General features: G+C 35.7%; 17 protein-coding genes. 10 read left to right on the forward strand and 7 right to left on the reverse strand.

The window, feature by feature from the left end:
• Positions 1–94: 94 nt before the first annotated feature.
• Positions 95–775, reverse strand: a complete 681-nt coding sequence (locus J2X31_RS16510) for a DUF4294 domain-containing protein (RefSeq protein ID WP_310028303.1) — start codon at positions 773–775, stop codon at positions 95–97.
• An 87-nt stretch (positions 776–862) separates the two neighbouring features.
• Between J2X31_RS16510 and J2X31_RS16515 the strand changes: the two genes are divergently transcribed.
• Entirely contained in the window at positions 863–1951 is a 1089-nt protein-coding gene (locus J2X31_RS16515; protein WP_310028305.1) for a M42 family metallopeptidase, read from the forward strand.
• A gap of 49 nt (positions 1952–2000) precedes the next feature.
• Here J2X31_RS16515 and J2X31_RS16520 read toward each other — a convergent pair whose 3' ends face one another.
• Positions 2001–2492, reverse strand: a complete 492-nt coding sequence (locus tag J2X31_RS16520; RefSeq protein WP_310028307.1) for a DUF2135 domain-containing protein — start codon at positions 2490–2492, stop codon at positions 2001–2003.
• A 245-nt stretch (positions 2493–2737) separates the two neighbouring features.
• Here J2X31_RS16520 and J2X31_RS16525 point away from each other — a divergent pair, with 245 nt between their 5' ends.
• The gene (locus J2X31_RS16525; RefSeq protein WP_310028309.1) at positions 2738–4165 is read left to right on the forward strand and encodes an L-serine ammonia-lyase; all 1428 of its coding nucleotides are present in this window, start codon (positions 2738–2740) and stop codon (positions 4163–4165) included.
• 28 nt (positions 4166–4193) lie between these two features.
• Here J2X31_RS16525 and J2X31_RS16530 read toward each other — a convergent pair whose 3' ends face one another.
• Positions 4194–4616, reverse strand: a complete 423-nt coding sequence (locus J2X31_RS16530) for a nuclear transport factor 2 family protein (protein ID WP_310028312.1) — start codon at positions 4614–4616, stop codon at positions 4194–4196.
• A gap of 171 nt (positions 4617–4787) precedes the next feature.
• Here J2X31_RS16530 and panB point away from each other — a divergent pair, with 171 nt between their 5' ends.
• From panB to ypfJ, 7 genes are all read left to right on the forward strand, one after another.
• Entirely contained in the window at positions 4788–5606 is an 819-nt protein-coding gene (panB, locus tag J2X31_RS16535) for a 3-methyl-2-oxobutanoate hydroxymethyltransferase (protein WP_310028313.1), read from the forward strand.
• Positions 5607–5663: 57 nt separating this feature from the next.
• Positions 5664–6353 carry an RluA family pseudouridine synthase gene (locus J2X31_RS16540; protein WP_310028316.1) on the forward strand — a complete coding sequence of 230 codons (690 nt, stop codon included), beginning with the start codon at positions 5664–5666 and terminating at the stop codon, positions 6351–6353.
• Positions 6354–6514: 161 nt separating this feature from the next.
• Positions 6515–7873, forward strand: a complete 1359-nt coding sequence (locus J2X31_RS16545) for a DUF5723 family protein (RefSeq protein ID WP_310028319.1) — start codon at positions 6515–6517, stop codon at positions 7871–7873.
• Between the two features lie 57 nt (positions 7874–7930).
• Positions 7931–9259 carry an aldehyde dehydrogenase gene (locus J2X31_RS16550; RefSeq protein ID WP_310028320.1) on the forward strand — a complete coding sequence of 443 codons (1329 nt, stop codon included), beginning with the start codon at positions 7931–7933 and terminating at the stop codon, positions 9257–9259.
• Between the two features lie 57 nt (positions 9260–9316).
• A complete protein-coding gene (locus J2X31_RS16555) occupies positions 9317–10135 on the forward strand; it encodes a DUF2189 domain-containing protein (RefSeq protein ID WP_310028322.1) in 819 nt (272 codons plus the stop codon).
• Between the two features lie 198 nt (positions 10136–10333).
• A complete protein-coding gene (locus tag J2X31_RS16560) occupies positions 10334–14428 on the forward strand; it encodes a PAS domain S-box protein (RefSeq protein WP_310028325.1) in 4095 nt (1364 codons plus the stop codon).
• Between the two features lie 11 nt (positions 14429–14439).
• Positions 14440–15288, forward strand: a complete 849-nt coding sequence (gene ypfJ, locus J2X31_RS16565) for a KPN_02809 family neutral zinc metallopeptidase (protein ID WP_310028327.1) — start codon at positions 14440–14442, stop codon at positions 15286–15288.
• A gap of 69 nt (positions 15289–15357) precedes the next feature.
• Here ypfJ and J2X31_RS16570 read toward each other — a convergent pair whose 3' ends face one another.
• Positions 15358–17103 carry a DUF885 domain-containing protein gene (locus tag J2X31_RS16570; protein WP_310028330.1) on the reverse strand — a complete coding sequence of 582 codons (1746 nt, stop codon included), beginning with the start codon at positions 17101–17103 and terminating at the stop codon, positions 15358–15360.
• A 126-nt stretch (positions 17104–17229) separates the two neighbouring features.
• Between J2X31_RS16570 and J2X31_RS16575 the strand changes: the two genes are divergently transcribed.
• Positions 17230–17790 carry a DUF6642 family protein gene (locus J2X31_RS16575; protein WP_310028334.1) on the forward strand — a complete coding sequence of 187 codons (561 nt, stop codon included), beginning with the start codon at positions 17230–17232 and terminating at the stop codon, positions 17788–17790.
• A 52-nt stretch (positions 17791–17842) separates the two neighbouring features.
• Here the strand turns inward: J2X31_RS16575 and J2X31_RS16580 are convergent, their stop codons facing one another.
• The 3 genes from J2X31_RS16580 to tilS all read right to left on the reverse strand — a co-directional run bounded on the left by J2X31_RS16580 (position 17843) and on the right by tilS (position 22957).
• Positions 17843–19342, reverse strand: coding sequence for a glycosyltransferase family 2 protein (locus tag J2X31_RS16580; protein WP_310028336.1), 1500 nt, complete (start codon positions 19340–19342; stop codon positions 17843–17845).
• Between the two features lie 274 nt (positions 19343–19616).
• Positions 19617–21647 carry a protein-disulfide reductase DsbD family protein gene (locus tag J2X31_RS16585; protein ID WP_310028339.1) on the reverse strand — a complete coding sequence of 677 codons (2031 nt, stop codon included), beginning with the start codon at positions 21645–21647 and terminating at the stop codon, positions 19617–19619.
• A complete protein-coding gene (gene tilS / locus J2X31_RS16590; RefSeq protein ID WP_310028343.1) occupies positions 21644–22957 on the reverse strand; it encodes a tRNA lysidine(34) synthetase TilS in 1314 nt (437 codons plus the stop codon). The genes J2X31_RS16585 and tilS overlap by 4 nt, the downstream gene beginning before the upstream one ends.
• Positions 22958–22996 lie beyond the last annotated feature (39 nt).

Raw genomic sequence — 22996 nt, forward strand, 5'->3', positions numbered from 1 at the left:
GGGAAAATGGACCTATTGGAAGCCCGAAGGTTCGCTCATGATAATTTTGCACATTATATATTAGGTAGAAATTATAGTACCTATATATATTGTGTTATTCTTTTTGTTGTTTTGGTTTTGATAGTTTTTCAATCCAATGGTCGGATACATCCTCATAGTTGATGGGAAATGCGGATTGCTGTTCTACTAGGCGTTTGTTTTTGAAGGCTCTGTTGAGGATGGTTTCGATAAGATAGTCCTCGTTTACTTCCATTGGGTCGTATTTTGTTTTGAGCTCTATGTCGAAAAGCTTTGCGGTTGTGTTGGACACAAATGCTTTCCATCCTGATTTTAAATCCTTTATTAAATCGAATGTTGTGTTTCCTGTTTGACGATGGATTAGCTTTACGAGAATCTGTCCGTCTTTTCGTGAGAGCTTCTTTAATTGTACCTCGAATTCTTCGGTGATGTATTTTTCGGTGATCTTGAAATACTTTTTCTTTTCCTTATTGGTTTTCAGGCTGGCCATACCTTTATTTAACTGTGTGAGTCTTTCGGAAGCTGTTTTTGCATAAGGATATACCTTATATACTCTCCTTTGCAAGATAAGGAATCTTTTTTTTGCGTCTTCGTCAATTTTTATCTGATTGGGATTGATGATTACCTCTTCTAATAGTATTGGTTCACCAAGTGTGTCCTGTTCTTTAAGGTAGTCGTCCCTTTTATCTTCCTGTGCGGTTGCAATTGTTGCTAATGTGAATGTGATTATAAACAGTAGACTTTTTATCAGCTTCATTGAGTTGGGAATTTATTAGGTCAAAATTATACATTATATATATACAAGTGTAATGCCAAATTGATAATTTAGCGAAAAATTTATTTTATGAGTACAAAATCGATACTAAATGAATCATCGCTTTCCTTTTTAGAAGAATATTTAAACAATGCATCTCCGACAGGATTTGAAGCAGAAGGGCAAAAACTTTGGATGAATTATTTGAAACCTTATGTAGATACCTTTATAACGGATACTTATGGAACGGCTGTTGGTGTAATAAACCCAGATGCTCCTTATAAGGTAGTGATTGAAGGACATGCGGATGAAATTTCCTGGTATGTGAATTATATTACGGATAACGGTTTGATATATGTTATTAGAAATGGTGGATCCGATCATCAGATTGCTCCTTCAAAGAGAGTAAACATACATACTAAAAAAGGAATAGTAAAAGGTGTTTTTGGATGGCCGGCTATCCATACGAGAAATCGTGACAAGGAAGAAAATGCAAAGATTGATAATTTGTTCATAGATATAGGTTGTGATACTAAAGAGCAGGTTGAAGCAAAAGGCGTTCATGTTGGCTGTGTAATCACTTATCCTGACGAATTTATGATTATGAACGATGATAAATTTGTTTGCCGTGCGATTGACAACCGAATGGGGGGCTTTATGATTGCCGAAGTGGCGCGTTTGCTTCACGAGAATAAAAAGAAATTACCTTTCGGATTGTATATCACCAATTCTGTTCAGGAAGAAGTTGGGCTTCGTGGTGCTGAAATGATTACGAAAACCATCAAGCCAAATGTAGCCATTGTAACCGATGTTTGCCACGATACCACTACTCCAATGATCAATAAGAAGATTGAAGGTGAAATCCAAATCGGAAAAGGTCCGGTTATTACTTATGCACCAGCTGTTCAAAACAACTTGAGAGATTTGATCATTGATACTGCCGAAAACAATAAAATTCCTTTTCAGCGTTTGGCTTCTTCGAGAGTTACTGGAACAGACACCGATGCTTTTGCTTACAGCAATGGTGGAGTTGCATCGGCTTTGATTTCGCTGCCTTTACGATATATGCATACAACCGTGGAAATGGTGCACCGTGACGACGTAGAAAACGTAATCAAATTGATTTATGAAACGTTGCTTAATATGAAGGATGAGGAAACTTTTTCTTATTTCAAATAAATAAAAAGGGTTCAGGTTGAACCCTTTTTACTTTCAAATTAAGCATAAATCAATTTTCGTGCTCGAACGTCCATTGCTGCGTTGTTCCTTCTGCATTCATGGTTCCAGTTTTGGTTTGCAATACGACACCGTTTCTAACTACTCTTAATGTAAAATTAGAAGATGCTCCATCTTCATTGCAAGCTCCAAAATAGTCTACCCAAAACTTATAGGTTCCTGAAGGTGCTGTTCCGTTTTCCCAGAAAATATTCTCATTTGGACCTTGAGGACAATCTTCACACAAGCAATCAACATCTAATGTTCCTTGATCAGCAGAAAGATTGCCATAAAAAATAATGGCACCGCTTGGTGTCTGTACATATAGATCTAAATCTACATTTTCTGGATTGGTAAATTGCAGGTTGAATCTTGGATTTCCATCTTGTCCCACCAATTCATCCGTTGTTTCCCCTTCTCCTTTTGAATCATCGTCCTTATTACAGGAAGATAGTGTTACAGTGAACAAGAATAACATTGCTATCGTTAAATAATTTCTTTTCATAATTTTTCGTTTTAGTGTTCAGCAAACTTACATCTGATAGAACATCCAAAAAATACCTATATATGGGTATATTTCAAAATCAAACTAACGCATAAAAAATAACCACGGATACATTTGAGGTTTGAGATTTTATAGATTAAACAATTTCCATATCCTTCTTTTATTAATTCATCAAAATTTCAATCTGAACTATTAAAAAATAAACTATTATACGTCTATATTTGCGGTATAAAATTGTTATGATTATGGAAGAATGTATTTCTGTTTTTGATATGCTTAAAATTGGTGTCGGACCTTCAAGCTCACATACGCTTGGACCTTGGCGTGCCGCAGAACGCTTTTTAGCAGAATTGAGAGACGAGAATTTACTTCAAAATATAGATAGAGTAAAAGTCGATTTATATGGTTCGCTTTCCTTAACAGGAAAAGGCCACGCGACTGATTTGGCTGTAATGCTTGGTTTGAGCGGTCAGGATCCTGAATACATTCCTATTCAAAATATCGATAGCATTATAAAATCGATTGAAAACAACAATGAAATCAATCTCGGCAATGAGGTTCTTATTCCTTTTTCGTTTCTCCAAGACATTGTCTTCAATAAAAACTTCCTTCCATTTCATGCAAATGGCCTCACTTTTACCGCCTCTACAAAGGATGACAAAGAATATGCCTCTACCTTCTACTCTATCGGTGGTGGTTTTGTAGTGAAAGAAGAACGTGTAAACGCAAAAAAGAAAATTGAAATCAAATGTGCATTTCCTTTTCCGATTCAAAATGCGGTTGAACTTCTAGATTATACTATTTCCGAAAACAAAAGCATTTCTGAAATCGTATATGAAAATGAAAAATCGATGCGTTCTGAAGAAGAAATCCATACCGAATTGATGCGAATTTGGAACACCATGCTCGAATGCATGTACATCGGCTGTCATTCAGAAGGGATTCTTCCTGGGGGATTGAACGTTCGCCGTCGTGCTTTTGACATGCATCAGAATCTCATTGGCTTGGCCAACTATAACACACCTCAAGAATGGCTTGAATGCATTAGATTAACCGAAGTGAAGTTTCGTCAGATTCTAAAATGGGTAAGCTGTTTTGCCTTGGCCGTTAATGAAGTGAATGCGGCTCTAGGCCGAGTTGTAACGGCTCCAACCAACGGAAGTGCCGGAGTTATTCCTGCAGTTTTGATGTATTATATGGTAATTGAAAACCATCAAGCCACTGAAAAAGAAATCAAGCAATTTCTGATGGTTGCGGGTGAAATTGGCAGTATCTTTAAAAAAGGAGCAACAATTTCTGCCGCTATGGGAGGTTGTCAGGCCGAAATTGGCGTTTCATCGGCTATGGCGGCGGCGGCCTTGTGTGAATTGATGGGTGGAAAACCTGCTCAAGTTTTAATGGCTGCCGAAATTGCAATGGAACATCATTTGGGATTGACCTGTGACCCGATTGGCGGTTTGGTTCAAATTCCTTGTATCGAAAGAAACACTATGGGAGCCATTAAGGCGATAAATGCGGCAGAACTTGCATTGGAAACTGATCCTGAAAATGCAAAAGTTCCTTTGGACAAGGTAATCAATACGATGTGGGAAACGGCAAAGGATATGAACAATAAATATAAGGAAACTTCTGAAGGCGGACTTGCGATTGCTGTTAATATGGCGGATTGTTAGGAGGAACTCATTGTCACGAAATAGATAATCATCGGATATTATAAATCAAACTTATAATTTTCCATTGCTTTTCATCATAAAACAATTGAAAAACATCAACGCCTTTGTGGCTTAATTTCCCATTTATATAAAACTCGTAAGGAGACCAAACGGAAGCCAATTTTCCATCGATTTTTATGTCATAAGACAATAAATTTTCTTGAAACTTCATGTCTTTTGGAGCACCTGCAATTGATTTCAAAAAATCTGAAAAAGATTCCGTAAAAACTTGATTCTTATTTTCTTCTATGATTTTCAACATCATTTTATCATCACAAAAATCCTTGATCTTGATGGTGTCTTTTGCGTGAAAAGCCACAAAAAATTCTTCAATAACTTTCTTTACATCAGCTTGTTGAGCATTTGCAAACTGAAAAGTAAAAAACAGCAGTATTAAAATCAACTTTCTCATAATTAGATATTTAAAAAATAGTATTGTAAAGTTAGCTAAAAAACGCATTCGATGTTACAGCCTTACCAAAAGCAATTTTGTACATTTACAGCTTCTGAAAAATTAAAAATTAAAAATTCAGAAATCTAAAAATCCGATCCCGAAGCTTCGGGACTAAAATCCTAAATTGAAATGTCTGTAGCTAAAAAAGATTATAAAAGAATCACGACCAAATCGTTAATTGAAATGAAAGCCAATGGCGAAAAGATTTCGATGCTGACGGCTTATGATTTTACAATGGCAAAAATCGTTGATACGGCTGGTGTAGATGTAATTTTGGTTGGAGATTCAGCTTCGAATGTGATGGCGGGCCACGAAACAACTTTACCAATTACTTTAGACCAGATGATTTATCATGCTTCGAGCGTCGTTAGGGCGATTTCTAGGGCTTTGGTTGTTGTAGATTTACCTTTTGGAAGCTATCAATCGGATCCAAAAGAAGCACTTCGTTCATCGATCAGAATCATGAAAGAAAGCGGTGGTCACGCCGTGAAATTGGAAGGCGGAAGCGAAATCAAAGATTCTATAAAAAAAATATTGAATGCAGGAATTCCAGTTATGGGACATTTAGGATTGACGCCACAATCCATCTATAAATTCGGAACTTATACGGTTCGTGCAAAGGAAGAAGAAGAAGCAGAAAAGTTGATTGAAGATGCAAAACTGTTGGAAAGAATCGGTTGCTTTGCTTTGGTTTTAGAAAAAATTCCAGCTCATTTGGCAGAAAAAGTAGCTAAAAGTATTGCCATTCCCGTTATCGGAATTGGTGCTGGTGGTGGTGTTGATGGGCAAGTTTTAGTTATTCACGATATGTTGGGTATGAACAATGAATTTAGTCCGAGATTTTTAAGGCGTTATATGGATTTATATGAAGGAATGACCACTGCAATTGGCCAATATGTGGCGGATGTGAAAAGCAGTGATTTTCCGAATGAAAAAGAACAATATTAAAATGAAAAAGAACAATATTAATCAGATTAGAAAATTTGGTAATTTGATAATTTGGTAATGAAAATAGTTTCCGATAAAAACAACCTACAGATTCTACACGAAGACAATCATATCATTGTCATCAATAAGCGTGTTGGCGATATTGTTCAAGGCGACAAAACGGGCGACAAACCTTTGAGTGAAGTCGTGAAGGAATACATCAAAGACAAATACAATAAACCTGGTGAAGTTTTCCTTGGAGTGGTTCATCGGCTTGACCGACCAACTACTGGAATTGTAGTTTTTGCCAGGACTTCAAAGGCATTGACACGATTGAACGAATTGTTTGCAAACCGGGAAACCCAAAAAACCTATTGGGCTGTTGTGAAAAATAAACCTGCCGAAAAAGAAGCCAAACTCGTTCATTATCTGAAAAGGAACGAGAAAAACAATACCTCAAAAGCACATTCGCGAGAAGTTCCGGACAGCAAAATCGCAAGTTTGGATTATAAAATCATCAAGGAACTGAACAATTATTTTGCTTTAGAAATCAATTTGCATACGGGAAGACACCACCAAATTCGAGCTCAATTATCAGCCATTGGTTCTCCAATTAAAGGCGATTTAAAATATGGCTTTGACCGAAGCAATCCTGACGGAGGAATCCATCTTCATGCCAGAAAATTGGTTTTTATACATCCTGTTTCTAGGGAAGAATTGAGCATAACGGCTCCAGTTCCCGATGAAGTGGTTTGGAAAAACGTATAAGATTTTTGTCGTTCTCTCTCAAAAAGCAAAACCTTTCATAATTACTTAAAGTGATATTTTATTAGGGATATCATCTACCTACTATTAGGTATTTTGTAAAATAGATGTTAATTAAATATTAATTTGTTTTATATTTGATGCAACAAAAACATTTTACCCCTATGAAAAAAATTACGCTATTAGTATGTTCTCTTGCCTTTGTATCAAGTTATGGACAAGAGCATTTTTCAGGAATAACCACTTCAAAAAGGGTTGGTATCCTGAACGGAAATATGAACCCTTCCGAATTTTCCAATTTGAACAGCAAATTTGAGGTGCAGATTTTTGCAGCAAGTATCCATGTTTCAAACAACAAAGTCGGGTTTAGCGATATAATTGACGGAAATGATATTGAAAGTAAATTATTTTCTGGAAGCGACAATGTGGATTTCAGTTTAGATTCAGAAATTGCATTGCCTGGTGTTGCTTTTAAATTACTAAACTGGGGTTTTGCCGTTACTTCCAAAGCTCATATTAAGGCAAACGTTATCAATCTTGAGTCAGAATTGGGTGATGCAATTGTAAACGATGCAGATGCAGTAGAATTGGTTACAAAAGCCATCAACAACAATGGAAACCAACGCGTGAATGCGACTATCTGGGGAGAATTAGGTTTTTCAGTTGCACGAAAATTATGGGAAAATGATAAAAACAGAATTAATGGAGGACTAACCTTAAAACTATTGTTTCCTGGATCTTATGCAAATATGGGTTTAGGCAACTTTAAAGGTGATATCAATACCAGCCTTACCGAAAACAGGTTGAATAATGCAAGCGGAAATTTGAATATTGCCTATTCTGGAAATTTTGGCGAAAGCTTCTCTGATTCAAGTGATTACACAAGTTCCTTATTTGGGAATCTAAATGGTATGGCTACTGATTTTGGTTTTGATTATCAGTTAAAAAATAGCATTGGTAATGGCTATAAACTAAAAGTTGGTGCTTCTGTAAAAAATATCGGAAGCATGACTTTCAAAGGAGATGATAATCTTTCCGCTAACTATAGTTTGAACATTAATGATCCGGACGGGCCAAATGCGGGCTTGGACTTGAATGAATTTAACGATGTGGAAGGACTAGACGACATTGAAGACATATTATTATCTCACCCGGAATATTTTACAAAAAAAGAAGACAAAAATGACATTAAAGTAAAGCTTCCAACCGTTTTTAATCTTTATGCGGATCTAAAAGTAATCTCGAAATTATCAGTAACCTTTTTTATGCAACAACGAATGGGAGACAACGAGAACGACGACCAAATTACAGCACATAATTCATTCTCCATCACACCTAGAGTCAATCTTGGACCATTTGAAGCTTTTCTTCCGATAGGAAACAACGAAATCTCTGGCACAACGGCTGGCATAGGTTTCCGATTGGGTGGCTTTTTCCTAGGATCAAGTTCAATTATAACGGCTGTAACAAACGATAGCAAACAGGCTGATGCCTACTTTGGATTTAGATTTGGTTTCTTGTAAAGAGTTGATTGCCTAATCCGAATTTTAAAATTAACTTGCAGTACCAATAATTTTAAGATGGATTATAAAAACAACATCAATTTCAGGAAACAATCCTTAATAAAGCTTTTATATACAATCAAGTTGTATGAAAATGAAATTACCGAAGCTTTATACAAAGATTTTAAGAAACCTGCCTTTGAAACTTTCGTTACCGAAACAAACATCGTTCTCGATGATTTGAAATATACCATAAACAATATCAATAGCTGGGCAAAACCTAAAAAGGTTTTGCCCTCTTTTTTGAACTTTCCTTCAAAAGAATATATTTACAGCGAACCTTACGGGAATACTTTGATTATTTCTCCTTGGAATTATCCATTTCAGCTTGCATTGTGTCCGTTGATTGCGGCAGTTGCTGCAGGAAATAAAGTTACACTAAAACCGTCCGAGCTTACTCCAAACACCTCAAGCCTAATCTCTAAAATCATCAGGGAAACTTTTGATCCAAAACACGTTATTGCAGTTTTGGGCGATGCAAGATTATCTGAAGAGTTGTTAAAAAAACGTTGGGATTATATATTTTTTACTGGAAGTGTAGCCGTTGGAAAAATTGTTTATAAGGCTGCTGCAGAATATCTAACACCTGTAACATTAGAACTTGGAGGGAAAAATCCGTGCATAATCGATGACACAGCGAATTTGGATTTGGCGACAAAAAGAATTGTTTGGGGAAAATTCATCAATGCGGGTCAAACTTGTATTGCTCCAGATTATCTTTTGGTCAAGCAAAGCATCAAAAATAAATTCATATCGTTACTTAAAAAGGAAATCATCAATGCTTATGGCGAAAATCCCGAACAATCTCCTGATTTTGCAAGAATCATCAATAAAGACCATTGGAAAAGACTGATGGGCTTGATGGAATTTCAAGATATTGCTTTCGGCGGAAGCCATAATGAAGATGAAAATTACCTCTCTCCTACTCTGATTGACGAACCAAATCTGGAGAGTGCCGTCATGAAAGACGAAATCTTCGGACCAATATTGCCGATTCTTTCCTATAATAGCAATGACGATTTAAAACGAATTATCTCTAAATCCGAAAAGCCACTTTCCTTGTATGTTTTCACAGAAGACAATGCTTTCGCCGAAAAGATAATCCAGCAGTATTCCTTTGGTGGAGGTTGCGTCAATGATACGGTGGTGCATTTCTCTAACCGGAGGCTTCCTTTTGGTGGTGTTGGAAATTCAGGCATCGGTGCCTATCACGGCAAATTGAGCTTTGATACATTTTCGCATAAAAAGGCAATTGTCAAAAAAGCAAACTGGCTCGATATTCCGTTCCGATATGCACCATATAAAAACAAATTGAAAAGCATTAAAAAAATTCTGAAATGGATATAAAATTTTTATCTTCATACCCGATTAAAAACGAACTAAAAATATACCTTAAAAAGTTAAATGAAATCAACATTACAGAAAGTAGAAGAAATTAAAAGACAGGGATATCGTCTTGACATTGGTGAAGTTATTAGCCAAACATTTGAAAATTATAAAAAAATAGCATTGTTGTCGGGTGCGGTTATTTTGCTATTGACCCTACTTTTTTTTGTTGTGGGAATGGGAATTGTTGGCGTTTTAGGACTTGCATTTAGCTTTACCGATTATCTAACAGAATATAGTGGTGGAGGTTTTGGGGCCACAGCATTGCTGGTAAATTTAGCGGCACAAACGCTAATTTATGCCTTGATTGCCCCAATATCTGCCGGATTGTTGCAAGTTGCCCATAATGCAGAAACCAAGAGAGAATTTGAGTTTTCAACCGCTTTTATGCATTATAAAACCAAGCACTTCGCACCTTTATTTTTGGCCACGGCTTTAATAATTCTTGCTTCATCGGGATTTGGAATCTTGATGCAAATCAGTCAGCTTTACTTTTTTGACGTGACGCTAACACTTGTCCTTACATTTTTATCCATCATCATTTCATTAGCAATAACAATATTGACACTTCTTACAATTCCATATATAATTTTTGGAGATCTTACCGCGATGGATGCTATAAAAGCAAGTATCATAACGGTATCTAAACGTTTCTGGATTATTATTTTGCTGATGATCGTCTTCTTCATTTGTGCTCTGCTAGGATTTTTCGCATTCTGCATTGGTCTCTTTTTTACCCTTCCTATTTTTATTTCAGCACAATATATCATTTTTAGAAACGCCTTCCCGATGGATGAAAAAGACGAGCTTGACGAAATTGGTTCTTCTGAATATTAGAATTCGAACTTAAAAATAAAACATTCCATTATCTGACATAGATTCTGGAATGTTTTTTTTTGAAGAAGGCACTTTATCTTGAATCGCTATTTTTTCCTATATTTACTCTAGTTATTTTCCCGAGAAATAATTATTAAACTAACCCCAAGTTGTTTTATGTTCTCATTCAACAGGTATTTTTTGCTTTTTTTACTATTTATGAACATTGAAGCAAATTGCCATTGCCAGACACTTCTATTTTCTAACCCTTTATTTAGTTCCAAAAATTTCGAATACAAAATAATTCAAAACGATTTTCCTGACAAAAACCATCCAATTACAAACCATTTAAATGGTTTTAATGTTGATACGCCATTCTATTTCAATTGGTGGTTTGTTCTGATAGTTGCCACAGTTACTTCTATAATTTTCCTAACGATACTAAAAAGGATCTCCTATTATAATAAAGATTTCATATCCAATTTTTCTGAAAACAAGACCAATATAGAGCAATACAGGATTTACCTGATTTTCTTTGGAATGATATTTCCAATCACCGAATTATTGCTCGAAATATTCAAAATACGACTCAAGAGCGAGTTTATAGAGAATACATCGATTGGTCTTTTTTTGCTTTTCCTTTATTTTATTAGTGATAAGATAACCTTTGTTCAACGCTATTTCCAGAACATTTTTGTTTCAACTTATGTATTCTTGTTGAGTTATACGATTTTCAAACTCTGCTATTTCCCCTTTGAATTGATAACATTTGCGGAACTTATCATCATGTTCTTTTTTGCTCCAAACGTATTTTATTCCTTGCGGAAATATTGGGGTTTTGTAATTGTTTTTATGTCTGTTTTCTTCGCACTTTATTTGTTTGGCTTGATTCGAACCGATTTACTGATCATCTTCCTGTATTCTTTCATGTTTATTGTCCTGATCCATTACATCAGGCATATTGCTATTTTAAATTCACAAGAAAGATTGCTTTTTGCAGACGACATTGTCAATAAAGGAAATACTTTAATAATTGGCACCAATACCAACGGCGAATTAACCTATTGCAACGATATAATAATTTCTGTTCTAGGCTACAGGCCTGAAGAAATCATGGGATTGAAATTTTGGGAATTAACAGAAAGTAGTGAAGTCATCAATCTAGAAAATACGGCAAACAGCCTGGAAGAAGATTTACATATTCAGAAATTAAAAAGCAAAAATGGAGCATTCAAATACATCCAATGGAAGAATAAAAAATACAACAAAAACCTCATTATAAGTGTCGGGCAAGAAGTTACCGATCAATATAAAATTCAGAATCAATATAAAAATTTAATCCAAACGGCTACTGATATTATCTTCGAAACAGATGTTGATGGCAACTTTACCTTCATCAATGATTTTACAATCTCTCATTTAGGATACAGCAAAGAAGAAATTATTTCGAGAAATTATTCGGAATTTATTCATGAAGATTATCGGGAAAAATCCATGGAATTCTATGAGAATCTTATTGAGAATGAAAATGATTTCCCAACAATCGAGCTACCCCTAATTAGAAAAGACGGTTCAGAAATATGGGTGTCTCAAAAAGTAATCATCCTGCGGAATCATTTAGGAGAAATCACAGGCTATTCAGGCATTGCACGAGATATTACGGTGTTGAAAAACATAGAATTTGAAAACCAAAACCGTCAGATCAAAATCCAGAAATACAATGCAACAATCAATAAATTATCCACTACAAATTTCGCTAGTTTTAACAACATAAAAAGCATAATAGAGCTTGTTCTAAAAAATGCCTCAATTGATACGGGTGTAGACAGGGTCAGCTATTGGGATTATTTCCCTAATAAATTAATCTGCCATACGTTTTATGATTTGAAATCAGATTCTTTTTCGGATGGTCAGATTTTCGAAAAGAAGGATGCACCACATTATTTCGATAATCTTGAAAAAAACAAGATTATCATTGCATCGGATATTTCGATGAAAAATATTGATGATATCTTCTTCAATGAATATTATACGGACAACAAAATAAAATCGATGATGGATGTTTGCATCATCCAAAATGGTCAGATTCAAGGTGTTTTGTGCTTTGAAACCTATAATGAGAAAAAATTCTGGGACAACGAGGACATTAATTTTGTACGATCAATTTCGGATATTATTTCCTTGGCAATAGAGTCGCAAATGCGTTTGAATGCCGAGAAAAAGTTAGAATACAAAAGTGATTTGCTTTCGGCTTTGGCTTTATGCACCGAAAAATTTCTGTTGAGCAAAAGCTCTAATGATATGTTTTCGGAAACCTTTGAAATTATTGGGAAGGCCACAAAAGCAGATCACATTTACTATTATGAAAATGACTTTAAAACCAATCTGATACATCAAAAATACAAATGGGCCAACGAGAATGTTGTACTTCAGATTACCAAACTGCAATTTTTTAATCATGAAAAATTCAAAGAAATAATTGAATCCGCAAATAATAAAAAACCACTGAATGCTATTATTGCAAATCTTGAAAATGGTTTCCTGAAGGATTTGCTTGTTGCAAATGAAATCAAATCAATTCTTATTTTGCCCATTTATTACAAAGACACTTTTTCAGGTTTTATTGGTTTTGATGATTGCAACAACGAAAGAGAATGGACCGATGATGAAATCAATATACTTCAAACACTTGCCAATAATATTTCGGCAGTTATAGAACGGAAAATAAATGAAAATACTATTTATGAAAGCGAGGAAAAGTTTAAACTCCTTGCCAATAATATCCCAGGAACTGTTTATTTATATGAAAATGATGTAAACAACACCAAGATTTACATCAATGATGAGATTGAAAAACTAACTGGTTATGAGAAATCCTATTTTCTGGAAAACAAGCTGAATATTATCGATCTGATTCATGATGATGATAAAGAACGGATTCAATCGGCCACAAAAGTTGCTTTAGAAAATCAAGAAGCTTTCCGTTTTACTTATCGTATAAAAAACAAAAACGGAAATTATATTTGGGTGGAAGAATTTGGAGATGTCATTACGAAAGAAGGCAAAATCAATTACATTGAAGGAATTCTGATTGATATAACCGAAAGGAAAGAAGCCGAATCTGCTATCATTGCAAAGGAAATGGCGGAATCTGCCAATAAGGCAAAGTCCGAGTTTTTGGCCAACATGAGCCACGAAATCCGAACGCCTTTGAATGGTATAATTGGTTTTACGGATCTTTTGATTAAAACCGAACTTCAGCCAACACAGGAAAAATATATGCTAACCATCAATGAATCTGCCAATTCGCTATTAGATATCGTTAACAATATACTTGATTTTTCTAAGATTGAAGCCGGAAAACTAGAGCTGGACATTAGAAGAAACGACATCTATGAAATTTTGAAACAAGTGATAGATTTGATTCGTTTTGAATCCGACCATAAAAAATTGGGCCTCAGGATCAATATCGATTCTGAAATTCCAATTTATGTTTGGTTTGATTCTGTTAGGGTAAAGCAAATTTTATTGAACCTTTTAAGTAATGCCATAAAATTCACCATTAACGGTTCGATTGAATTAAAGGTTTCAGTGATTGAAAATACCAACGATATTCAAAAAACAATACGCTTTTCGGTCATCGATACTGGAATTGGAATTGCAAACCAAAACCAAGAAAAGATTTTCAGGGCATTTTCGCAAGAAGACAATTCAACGACAAGAAAATTTGGAGGAACGGGCTTGGGGCTCACAATTTCAAATCAACTCCTAAATTTAATGGATAGTAAATTACAACTCGAAAGCGAAATCAATCAGGGTAGTAATTTCTATTTTGACCTGACGTTAAAAACAACTAATCAAACGGAATTTGAACAAGAAATAAAAATGATGGAATCTAAAAAAAATAACGTAGCTTTAAATTCAAATACAAAAATTCTTGTAGTTGAAGACAATAAGATAAACATGTTGCTAACGCGAACCATATTGAAAAGTTTGTTTCCTGATGTCCTACTTCACGAAGCAACAGATGGCAGCGAAGCAGTTAGGCAATTTGAAGAAATTCATCCGGATATTGTTTTGATGGATATTCAAATGCCTGTCATGAACGGTTATGAAGCCACAAAAGTGATCCGTCTGACCGAAGCTGGAAAAAATACGCCAATCATTGCCTTGACAGCGGGTACTGTAAAAGGTGAAAAAGAAAATTGTCTGGAAGCAGGTATGGACGACTATATTACAAAGCCGATTATTCGAATTGCTTTAGAAGAGGTAATCTTGAAATGGACAAAAAACAGAGGTGCTGAAAAAAATTAAAAACATAAGTTATGAAATGGCAAGGAAGAAGAGAAAGTGGTAATCTCGAAGACAGAAGAGGAATGTCTGGCGGAAAAGTAGTGGTCGGAGGTGGTATAATTGGGGTAATCATCCTTTTGATTACAATGTTTGGAGGACAGGATGCACAGAATTTAGTTCCTGTAATCGAACAGCTCAACCAGCAACAAGGACCTCAAACAGAAAGAGAATTGACACCCGAAGAAATTGAAACAGGTAAATTCATAAGTGTCCTATTAGCTGACAATGAAGAAGTTTGGGGCAAGATTTTCCGTGAAAACGGAATGACTTACAAAGAACCAAACCTTGTTCTGTTTACCGGACAAGTTGAAACCGCTTGTGGTGGAGCCACTTCAGCATCGGGACCTTTTTATTGTCCGGGTGATCAGAAAGTGTATATGGATATGGATTTCTTCAAGGAATTGAAAACCAAATTTGGAGCCCAAGGAGGCGATTTTGCTGTGGCTTATGTTGTGGCTCACGAAATCGGACACCACGTTCAAACGCTTTTGGGAACTTCTGGAAAAGTCCGTGAAATGCAACAAGGCATGAGCCAAAAGGAAGCGAACAAGCTTTCTGTTGCTTTAGAATTGCAAGCCGATTTTTATGCCGGAGTTTGGACACATCACAATCAAAAAATGACACAAATGCTTGAGCCCGGAGATATTGAAGAAGCTTTGAGTGCCGCAAATGCCGTTGGAGACGACGCCATCCAAAAAAAGATGCAAGGTCAGGTTGTTCCGGATTCTTTCACCCACGGAACTTCGGAAGAAAGGATGTTTTGGTTCAAGAGAGGTTTTGAAACAGGCGATATCAAGCAAGGAAATACTTTTGAGAATTAAGCTAGAACAGAACCTTTATGAATAGAAAACCCTGCAAATTGCAGGGTTTTAATGTTTTAAATATTTGGTTTATTTCTTGTCTTTCAACATTAATTCCTTGATATACTTCACAGGAGCACTACCATAACTCAAGAATTTTTCATGGAATTTTTTCAGGTTGAAGGCTTCCCCTTGCTCCTTTTTCAATTCCTCCCTGAAATCATAAATCTCGGTATAACCCGTAAAATACGAACACAATTGCACTTGTGATAAAGTGACACGTCTCCATTTTCCTTCTGCTTCTGCCGTTTGCTGGAACGCTTCTTTGGTTAATAGATTAAGTGCTTCTTCTTTCGACATATTTCTTGTGTGAACACTGTTGTCCAAAATCGTGTTGCAAACCGTTCTCAAGTTCCATTTGTAATACATCAGCCACATTTCGTCGGAGTTTTTATAACCGCTTTCCAGCATCATTCTTTCGGTATAAACCGCCCAACCCTCAATCATAGCTCCGTTTCCAAGGATTGCCTTGATGATGCTTGGCGATTGATTGCTGTAGACCAATTGGGTATAATGTCCCGGAATTGCTTCGTGGATGTTCAAAATCTGCAAAATATAATCGTTGTATTCTCTCAAATAACTTTCCGATTCTTCTTTAGACCAACCCGAAAGACTTCCAACATTGTAGTAGGTATTGGCATTTTTGTCATAAGGTCCAGGTGCCGAAATCGAAGCTCCAGCAACACCTGCCATATAATCCGGTTCTTTCCTTACCACCAATGGTTTCGATGGGTCGATGTATAGCAAATCTTTCTCCTTCACATAAGCTGTCAATTCTGGAATCTGCTTTTCTATCTCCGATTGGAATTTTTCAGGAGTGGTATGTTGTAACGAAATCTTGTCGATCACTTGCTTGATTAGAGCCAATTTATCAGTAGGTTTCGGAGCATTCCCTAAATATTTCGACCATAATTTATCGGCAAGTGTGAACATCTTGTCGTGCAATTCCTTTTTCTGTGAGATGGCTTTTTGGTAGATTTCTTCGGCACTATAACCTGATTGTATATCTAGATCAAACTTCTTGGCATACAATTCTTTTCCTAGGCGAAACGAACGTGGTGTCTTGTTTTCCAGTTTTTGCAACCACGAAGCATAATCCTGAATCGCTTTTACGGATAATTTTGCTTTTGCAACTATTTGCTCTTTTTCTGCTTGAGGTAATTTGCTTTTCTCCAAAGCCGTTTTCAAATCGACTTCAAAAACAGAAATTCCTCCAAGATTCTGTGCAATCGCCAATTCCGTGTGTTCAAGAGTTGGATTTTTAATGTTCGCTTTTGCTGCTTCATAATAGGCGGGAATGTTGTTCATCTTTAAGTTGAAATTACGGAGCCTGTTGTCCAACGAATCGTAATTTCCATTTAAGATTTCAGCAAAAACTCCACCAACATTATAGACTGAAGGATCCCATTCGGATGATTTTATTTCATTTATAGAAAAAATTGAACTTTCTAATAGATTTTTCATCATATAAAAATCCGTCTTGTTGTTGTCCGAAAGGCTTTCCAAATCATATTTCGAAAGTGAATCCAGTTGTGCCTTGGAAATTTCAAGTACTTGTTTTTCAAAGTCGGCATTGGGAATCACCAAAACACTGTCGTATTTGTGATACCCTTTATTGGCCGCCCAATCTGGATATAATTTCCATAAGCCTTCTACAAAATATTCTTTGTAGGCATCAAATTTTTTATCAGTATTTGCATCAGTTGCGGTATTCTCTTTTTTATCACAGGAAAAAAGTAAAAGTGCAATTGAAATGGATAGGATTGTTTTTTTCATCTGTTGATTTTTTGTTTCGATAAAGATAAGGAAATGTTTAATCTAAATTTAACTACCTGTCGTTCCTGAATCCTTAAAATGCATTTCCCTTTTTTTTACCTTTGTAAAATTCCCTACATTCATTTTATGAACCAAGACAAATTCATCTTCTGCCTCGAAGCAGTTCCCGATATAGAAACAGAAACCACAACCGAAATCCTGCAAAACCTAGAACAATTAGCACTGGTTACAGGAATCGACAGCATTTATAAAACCTGTGACACCATCGAAGGACTTGAGGAAAGTCTTGGCGTTTTGCTTTATGAGGACCATAACTTCAAGAATTACGAAATCATTTATCTCGTGATGACTGGGGAAGAAAACAACATCTGCCTCAACAATTATTATTACAGCCTGGAAGAAATTGCCGAAATTTTCGAGGGAAAAATGAAAGGCAAGATCATTCATTTTGCCAATGCCAAGCCTTTGGACTTGACCAATGATGAAGCCCAATATTTTCTTGATGTTACTGGAGCTAGAGCCATTTCAGGCTATGGGGAAGTTTCTAATCAACTTACCAGCATCCAACTTGACAAGGTATTTTTTGGTCTTTGTCAGGAAGAAGATGACTTGGTAGAGATTGTAGAAGCGTTGCATGAAAAACATTACACAGTTTGCAAGATGCTCGATTTCAGAATGTATTATTAAAACCAAAAGCCACTTCGCAAAGTGGCTTCTGATAAATATATAGAAAGTTGAGTTAGTTTTTTTGTGGTAATTCCCTAGTCAGCCAACCGCTTTTTGCAGCTGTTAGGATGGAATAGGTTCCAATCCAGAACAATCCGAAAGTGTATAATATACTATAAGAATAGGCCCATAATGCTTCCGATAAATTATGCTTCTTCGCATAAAACAATACCGGAAAACTCGACACGATTAATATTCCCAACAAGGTTGAACTTACAAATAAAATCGGATGCATTGCAACAAAGAAAAGCATAAATAACAAGAACGGAATTGTCATAGCAATCGTTAGGAATTGACTCAGGAACAATAATCTTGCTCCAAATTTAGACTCTTTTCTGAAATTCTTGAAGACAAATTTTGCCATCATCAAGTTTTCACGAACATTGCTTCTTCCCCATCTGATAAACATTTTATACAAACCTTTGTATTGTTCAGGAACATCTGTCAAAACGTAGGCATTCTTCTGGAATAACACATGGTGTCCTTGTTTTAAAATCATATTGGTCATGGCTCTGTCTTCTCCAATATCCGAAGGTTGCCCCATAAATTTTTGGTCGATCCATTCTGGCAAACAAGCAAAAACGGCTGTCTTACGGTAGGCGGCCAAAGCTCCTGGCGTACAAAGTACAGAACCCAGCATGCTTTCTGCAGAACGGACAAATTCAAAACTCATCACAAAACTCACGTTCAGCATTTTAGGAAGTATGGCTTTTTTATTGTTCAAGACACGAACATTTCCAGCAACAGCCCCACAATTCTCATTGGTCACGAAAGGACTAACCAAGTTCCTCAAAGTGTCAGGCTTAACAATAGAATCGCTATCAATCGTTACAAAAACATCTCCAGTTCCAAGGTTGAAACCTCTGTAAAGTGCATGACGTTTACCTTGATTTTTCGGTTGTTGAAGTATGGTCAATCTATCACCCAGCTCCTTTTTCGCTTGTTGCATCCAATACCAAGTATCATCCTTACTTCCGTCATCAATCGCAAGCAATTGTAATTTGGTTTCTGGAAAATCACTTGCATCAATGCTCAATAAGGTCTGATAAACCAATTTTCCTTCGTTATATGCCGGAACAATTACCGTAGTGGTTGGCAACAGTTCATCCGATACCGATTCGATTGGCTTATATTTTAAATACAAATAGCCTTTGTAAAGGAAAAAACTGGCCTTGAAAGCCAATAATGCAGTAGTGATGATTAGAAATCCTAAACCTAAAGTCGATTCCATTCTCGATAGATTGAATGCTTCAAATTCTGGTTGCAAATCATATACTAAAAAGGCTCCTGTAAACATCAAAAGAAAAGTTCCTGTCAAAACAATGACATTCATTTGGGAAACATTTTCAAAAGTCCTATTAAGAAATTCTTCGATTTTTGCATAAGGCGAAAAAGTATTCCTTAATGCCTCAATATTCATTTGAAAGATTGAATTAGCAAAATTATTTTCATTGATGCTAATATTGTTTTTAGAAGAGTATAATTGCTCTGAAGTAATGGCTTCGCTTTTCATATTGAATCTGCTTAATTGATTGTACTTTTAGTTTGATTTTATTTTGTACAGAAAAAGCAAGACTTATGCCATTGAATTTATTCCAGTAAAATCAAGGGTTTAACCTTATTTTGAAGCATAAATTTGTGTATTTTTTACCCAATCTTGGCACAATGCCCCAATTTGGAGTTTGGAAGTTTCAGTAGTTGTTGTTAGATTTTTTTAAACAAAAAAATAAGGTGTGAAAAATTTCACACCTTATTCGTATTTTGAATTTTTAAAATTTATAGAATATTTATTTCTTGAAGTTCTTCAAACCATCTTTTAGCCAAATCAAATATTCATCCATGCTAACATAACTGATGGATTCTTTAGTTTTATTCAAACTGTTTCCTTTTAAATCTGTCAAAACATATAACGGTTGTGTGTTGGTTTTATATTTTGTAATCATAAAATCCGTCCATTTGTCGCCAATGGTTTCAATTTCCGAATCTGTTTCTTTTGAATAAAATTGTTTGTCTTTTGGCAAAGGTCTTTTATCATCAACATACAATGAAATCAAAACAACATCTTCTCTCAAAATCGGCAAAATAACCTCATCCGACCACACATTGTTTTCCATCTTCCTGCAATTCACACAAGCATGTCCTGTAAAATCCAGCAAAATTGGTTTGTTTACGGATTTTGCATATGCCAAACCTTGTTCATAATCATCAAAGGCAATCAAATTATGAGGACCATATTTTGCACCTTTGGGTAATTTAGATAGAGATCCTCCACCAGAAGTATTCCCTACTCCATTCGGGCTTTCGCTATAGGTCATAGGAGGAGGAAAAGCACTAATGATTTTCAGTGGTGCTCCCCAAAGTCCCGGAATCAAATAAATCGTAAAAGTCAATACCAAAAGTCCCATCATCAATCTTCCAACCGATATAAAAGGCAACGGACTATCGTGCGGCAAGGTAATTTTTCCAAGCAAGTACAGGGCTAGGACACCGAAAATTGCAATCCAAATCGCCAAGAAAACTTCTCTTTCCAATATATGCAATTGCAAAACCAAATCGGCATTAGACAAGAATTTAAAGGCCAAAGCCAATTCCAAAAACCCTAAAAAAACCTTCACGGTGTTCAACCATCCTCCCGATTTTGGCAATGTATTCAGCCATCCCGGGAACATTGCAAACAACATAAAAGGTAAAGCCAAGGCCAAAGAAAATCCAAACATCCCTACAATTGGACCGATTCCTCCTTGAGAAGCAGCTTCAAATAATAAGGTTCCTACGATTGGTCCCGTACAAGAAAATGATACGATTGCCAAAGCCAAAGCCATGAACAAAATACCAACTATTCCACCTCTATCCGCTTGTCTGTCTACTTTGTTTGCCCAAGAATTTGGAAGCATGATTTCAAATGCTCCTAAAAATGACGTTGCAAAGAACACCAATAATAGAAAGAAAATAAGGTTGAACCAAACATTTGTAGCCAAATCATTTAATGCATCTGCTCCAAAAATGGCCGTCACAATACTTCCCAATGCAACATAAATTACAATGATTGATATTCCATAAGTAATTGCATTTCTGATACCTGCTGCTTTTGTTTTACTTTGTTTTGTAAAAAAACTAACCGTCATTGGAATTAAAGGAAAAACGCAAGGCGTCAACAATGCTGCAAAACCCGATAAAAAAGCAATAAAAAATATCGAAATCAATCCTTTCTTGTCTTCTTCTGTTTCTTCAACTTTAGGCTGATCTTCTTGAACTTCAGCTACAACTGCAGTTTCTTTCGCAACCGTATCAACCGGAACAATGCTAATCGTGTCTATATTTTTGGCAGGCTTTTCAGTTGTTATTGGGGCTTCAACTTTATTGGCTACAATCTTTGGCAGATCAAACTTTAATTTTTTATTTCCGTTGATGCAAACTTCTTTACAAACCTGATAGTCCACTTCTGAATCAATGCTTGAAAGTTTAAGATTGATGATTTTTACTTTTTGTTTTACCCAAAATTTATCCGAAAAGAAAATTTCATTCACCCCAAACGTATCGTTGAAAGCTGTTTTGGTTTTACTTTCAACTGCTTTTCCAATCAATTGATAATTTCCTGATGCTTCTTTAAATTTTATTTCCAATGGAATTGGACCATCTTCTGGTGTAAACTGCGAATACAAATGCCACTCTGGATCCAAATCGCCTTCAAAAACCAAATTGAATTCGGTTTCTGAAATTTTCTCGACACGGGTTGACCATTTTACGGGATTGAGAATTTGAGCATTAACTTGTGTAAAAGCTAAAAAAGTGAGTAGTAAAAAAAATATTTTTTTCATTCTTGTAACGCTATTTGTATGATTTGTTTTGTAGTTGTTTCAATTTTAAATCGTTCATCCTGCCTGATTCCAACAACCCAGACAATTTGATTTTCAGAACATAAAAGCAAAGTGTTTTCTTTATCAATAAGGGAAAATTTCTCGTCTTTAAAAAATTTGCTCAACTTTTTAGACTTTCCATTCATTCCCAATGGATAAAAAACATCCCCTTCCTCCCATCTCCTGAGAACCAACGGATATTTTAGTTTGTTTTGGTCCACAAATATAGTTGTATTTGTGGTAGTACCGATACTCGAAATTTTACAAAAAGACAGTTTTAAGTGAAAATTAACTTGTTCTTGGTTTTCTTCAATCCAATATTTTTCTTCCCTATCAATTTCAGTTTGAGGCGACAGAATCAAATATTCCCTATCCTTCAAAAGCTTGAATCCATCTGAAAAGATCTGTTTTCCCGATTGGCTTTCCACTAAATTGTAAATATCATTCCAAGCCTTGAAACCGAAAGGATTTAGCCATTGGTACAAATAAGCTTTATAATTCGGCAATTGAAGCAATTCCTTTAGGTTGATTTTCTTCTGGTTTTCTTCATCCAAAACCACTTTTCGGTATACAATCCTAGAAGCATCATCTACCAATGACATTGATTGTTGCAAATTCTCTACTGTGTTTTGAAAGGAAGAAAGCAAATTCGGGTTCAAGGATTTAAGTACGGGAACAATTTCCTGGCGGATTTTATTTCGAAGGTATTTATCCGAAGCATTGCTGCTGTCTTCATGCCATTCGATTGAGTTTTCCTTGGCATATTCCAGAATTTCATCCCTAGAATAAGGCAATAACGGACGAACAGTTTTATCATTCTGAACTGGAATTCCAGTAAAACCTTCCAAACCAGAACCTCTTGATAAATTAATAAGGAAAGTTTCAATATTGTCGTCTGCGTGATGGGCAGTCAAGACATAATCGTATTGATTGGATTCCAAAAGCTCATAAAACCATTTGTAGCGAAGTTCCCGGGCGGCAACTTGGATGGAAAGCTTGAAGTCTTCGGCGAAAGCCTTGGTATCAAATTGAGTAACAAAAAGCGGAATGTTATTTTTTTTCGAATAATTTTCGATGAAAGCCTGATCGCCATCACTTTCCTGACCTCGTAATTGAAAATTACAATGGGCAATGGCGATTTCAAATCCAGATTTCCTGAATAAATCCAATAAAACCATACTGTCAATTCCGCCACTGATGGCCAGTAGAAGCTTCTTATGGGCAAGAAAAGATAAATTTTGGGATAAGTGTTTTTGAAATTTCGAAATCATCTTCAAAAATAAGAAAAAGATTTCGGGTTTCCATATACT

This window comes from Flavobacterium arsenatis (assembly GCF_031456785.1).
Taxonomy (GTDB): Bacteria; Bacteroidota; Bacteroidia; order Flavobacteriales; family Flavobacteriaceae; genus Flavobacterium; species Flavobacterium arsenatis.

Excerpts from the sequence above, each read along its gene's own strand:
- tilS (WP_310028343.1), bottom strand. The coding sequence starts at position 22,957 with ATGATTTCGAAATTTCAAAAACACTTATCCCAAAATTTATCTTTTCTT.
- J2X31_RS16545 (WP_310028319.1), top strand. The coding sequence starts at position 6,515 with ATGAAAAAAATTACGCTATTAGTATGTTCTCTTGCCTTTGTATCAAGT.
- J2X31_RS16585 (WP_310028339.1), bottom strand. The coding sequence starts at position 21,647 with ATGAAAAAAATATTTTTTTTACTACTCACTTTTTTAGCTTTTACACAA.
- ypfJ (WP_310028327.1), top strand. The coding sequence starts at position 14,440 with ATGAAATGGCAAGGAAGAAGAGAAAGTGGTAATCTCGAAGACAGAAGA.
- J2X31_RS16510 (WP_310028303.1), bottom strand. The coding sequence starts at position 775 with ATGAAGCTGATAAAAAGTCTACTGTTTATAATCACATTCACATTAGCA.
- panB (WP_310028313.1), top strand. The coding sequence starts at position 4,788 with ATGTCTGTAGCTAAAAAAGATTATAAAAGAATCACGACCAAATCGTTA.
- J2X31_RS16530 (WP_310028312.1), bottom strand. The coding sequence starts at position 4,616 with ATGAGAAAGTTGATTTTAATACTGCTGTTTTTTACTTTTCAGTTTGCA.
- J2X31_RS16525 (WP_310028309.1), top strand. The coding sequence starts at position 2,738 with ATGGAAGAATGTATTTCTGTTTTTGATATGCTTAAAATTGGTGTCGGA.
- J2X31_RS16515 (WP_310028305.1), top strand. The coding sequence starts at position 863 with ATGAGTACAAAATCGATACTAAATGAATCATCGCTTTCCTTTTTAGAA.
- J2X31_RS16520 (WP_310028307.1), bottom strand. The coding sequence starts at position 2,492 with ATGAAAAGAAATTATTTAACGATAGCAATGTTATTCTTGTTCACTGTA.
- J2X31_RS16560 (WP_310028325.1), top strand. The coding sequence starts at position 10,334 with ATGAACATTGAAGCAAATTGCCATTGCCAGACACTTCTATTTTCTAAC.
- J2X31_RS16580 (WP_310028336.1), bottom strand. The coding sequence starts at position 19,342 with ATGAAAAGCGAAGCCATTACTTCAGAGCAATTATACTCTTCTAAAAAC.
- J2X31_RS16575 (WP_310028334.1), top strand. The coding sequence starts at position 17,230 with ATGAACCAAGACAAATTCATCTTCTGCCTCGAAGCAGTTCCCGATATA.
- J2X31_RS16555 (WP_310028322.1), top strand. The coding sequence starts at position 9,317 with ATGAAATCAACATTACAGAAAGTAGAAGAAATTAAAAGACAGGGATAT.
- J2X31_RS16540 (WP_310028316.1), top strand. The coding sequence starts at position 5,664 with ATGAAAATAGTTTCCGATAAAAACAACCTACAGATTCTACACGAAGAC.
- J2X31_RS16570 (WP_310028330.1), bottom strand. The coding sequence starts at position 17,103 with ATGAAAAAAACAATCCTATCCATTTCAATTGCACTTTTACTTTTTTCC.
- J2X31_RS16550 (WP_310028320.1), top strand. The coding sequence starts at position 7,931 with ATGGATTATAAAAACAACATCAATTTCAGGAAACAATCCTTAATAAAG.